The sequence below is a fragment of the Phenylobacterium deserti genome (genome assembly GCF_003254705.1).
Classification (GTDB): Bacteria; Pseudomonadota; Alphaproteobacteria; order Caulobacterales; family Caulobacteraceae; genus Phenylobacterium; species Phenylobacterium deserti.
In genome coordinates, this window is record NZ_QFYR01000009.1 from 1 (window position 1) to 2,509 (window position 2,509).

The 2,509-nt window shown below is 66.5% G+C and carries 2 protein-coding genes; both read right to left on the reverse strand.

Annotated features, from left to right (window positions below; translation table 11 throughout):
* Window positions 1-1,616, reverse strand: a 1,616-nt coding sequence (gene cysN / locus DJ018_RS18890; protein ID WP_111516541.1) for a sulfate adenylyltransferase subunit CysN, incomplete at its 3' end; no start/stop codon positions are given.
* Window positions 1,616-2,509, reverse strand: an 894-nt coding sequence (gene cysD / locus DJ018_RS18895; RefSeq protein ID WP_111516542.1) for a sulfate adenylyltransferase subunit CysD, incomplete at its 5' end; no start/stop codon positions are given. The genes cysD and cysN, both read right to left, overlap by 1 nt.

Consider the following 2,509-nt stretch of genomic DNA (forward strand, 5'->3'; position numbering starts at 1 on the left):
AACGAGACCAGCACGATCAGGCCGGCGTCCACCATCAGCTTGGCGACCTCGGCCACCCTGCGGATGTTCTCCACCCGGTCTTCCTCGGTGAAGCCCAGGTCCTTGTTGAGGCCATGGCGGACGTTGTCGCCGTCCAGCAGGTAGGTGTGCCGGCCGTCCACGTGGAGGCGCTTTTCGACCAGGTTGGCGATGGTCGACTTGCCCGCGCCCGACAGGCCCGTCAGCCAGACCACCCGCGCCTTTTGCCCCTTCTGGGCGGCCCGGGCCTGCTTGTTCACGTCCAGCGCCTGCCAGTGGATGTTCTGGCTGCGGCGCAGCGCAAAGTGCAGCATGCCGGCCCCGACCGTGCGGTTGGAGATCCGGTCGATCAGGATGAAGCCGCCCAGGTCCTTGTTGTCGGCGTAGGCGTCAAAGGCGATGGGCGCGTCCAGCGACAGGTTGCAGACGCCGATCTCGTTCAGCTCCAGCCGCTTGGCGGCCAGCTGCTCGAGGGTGTTCACATTGACCTTGTACTTGGGCTCGGTGACCTGGGCCGAGACGGTGCGGGCGCCGAGCTTCAGCAGGTAGGAGCGGCCGGGCAGCATGGCCTCGTCGTCGAACCAGACGAGCGTGGCCTCGAACTGGTCGGCCACCGCCGGCGGATCGCCCGCCGCGGCCAGGACGTCGCCCCGGCTGATGTCGATCTCGTCGGTCAGCGTCAGCGTCACCGACTGACCGGCCACCGCTTCGGGCAGGTCGCCGCGGAAGGCGACGATGCGCTCGACGGTGCTTTCGCGCCCCGACGGCAGCGCCTTGATCTTGTCGCCTGGCCGGATCACGCCCGAGGCCACGAGCCCCGAGAAGCCGCGGAAGTCGAGGTTGGGCCGGTTCACCCACTGGACCGGCATGCGGAACGGCTTTTCCCGCAGGTCGTCCTCGATGGGCGCATCCTCCAGCCAGCGCATCAGCGGGGGACCGGAGTACCAGGGCGCCTTGTCGGAGGCTTCGGTGATGTTGTCGCCCTTCAGCGCCGACATCGGAATGGCGGTGAAGTCCTGGATGCCGATCTGGGCGGCGAAGTCGCGGTATTCGGCGACAATGGCGTCGAACACCTCCTGGCTCCAGTCCACCAGGTCCATCTTGTTGATGGCCAGCACCACGTGGCGGATGCCCAGCAGGCTGACGAGGTAGCTGTGCCGGCGGGTCTGGGTCAGCACGCCCTTGCGGGCGTCGATCAGGATCACCGCCGCGTCCGCCGTGGAGGCGCCGGTGACCATGTTGCGGGTGTACTGCTCGTGGCCGGGGGTGTCGGCGACGATGAACTTGCGCTTGTCGGTGGAGAAGAAGCGGTAGGCGACGTCGATGGTGATGCCCTGCTCGCGCTCGGCCGCCAGGCCGTCCACCAGGAGGGCAAAGTCGATGTCGCCGCCTTGCGTGCCGACCCGCTTGGAGTCGGCCTCGAGGGCCGCCAGCTGGTCCTCGAAGATCATCTTGGCGTCGTAGAGCAGCCGCCCGATCAGGGTCGACTTGCCGTCATCCACCGACCCGCAGGTCAGGAACCGCAGGAGGCTCTTGTGCTCGTGGGCCTTGAGGTAGGCCTGGATGTCTTCGGCGATAAGGGCGGACTGATGGGCCATCAGAAGTAGCCCTCCTGCTTCTTCTTCTCCATGGAGGCGGCCTGGTCGTGGTCGATCCGCCGCCCCTGCCGCTCGGAGGTGGTGGTGAGCAGCATCTCCTGGATGATCTCGGGCAAGGTGGAAGCTGTGCTCTCCACCGCCCCGGTCAGCGGGTAGCAGCCGAGGGTGCGGAAGCGCACCGACTTCATCTGCGGGGTCTCGCCGGGCTCCAGCCGGAAGCGCTCGTCATCGACCATGATCAGCGCCCCGTCGCGCTCCACCACCGGCCGCTCGGCGGCGTAGTACAGCGGCACGATCGGGATGTTCTCCAGATAGATGTACTGCCAGATGTCGAGCTCGGTCCAATTGGAGATCGGGAAGACGCGGATGCTTTCGCCCGGGTTCTTGCGGGTGTTGTAGAGCCGCCAAAGCTCCGGCCGCTGGTTCTTGGGATCCCAGCGGTGCTGGGCCGAGCGGAACGAGAAGATGCGCTCCTTGGCGCGGCTCTTCTCCTCGTCGCGGCGAGCCCCGCCGAAGGCCGCATCGAAGCCGTACTGGTCCAGCGCCTGCTTCAGCCCTTGCGTCTTCCAGATGTCGGTGTGCAGGGCCGAGCCGTGATCGAAGGGGTTGATGCCCTGGGCCAGCGCCTCGGGGTTCTTGTGCACCAAAAGCTCGAAGCCGAGTTCCTTGGCCATCCGCTCGCGCATCTCGTACATCGCCCGGAACTTCCAGGTGGTGTCCACGTGCAGCAGCGGAAACGGCGGCTTGGAGGGATAGAACGCCTTGGCGGCCAGGTGCAGCATCACCGCGCTGTCCTTGCCAATCGAATAGAGCATCACCGGGTTCTCACACTCGGCCACCACCTCCCGAAGGATGTGGATGCTCTCGGCCTCAAGACGCTGAAGGTGCGTGAG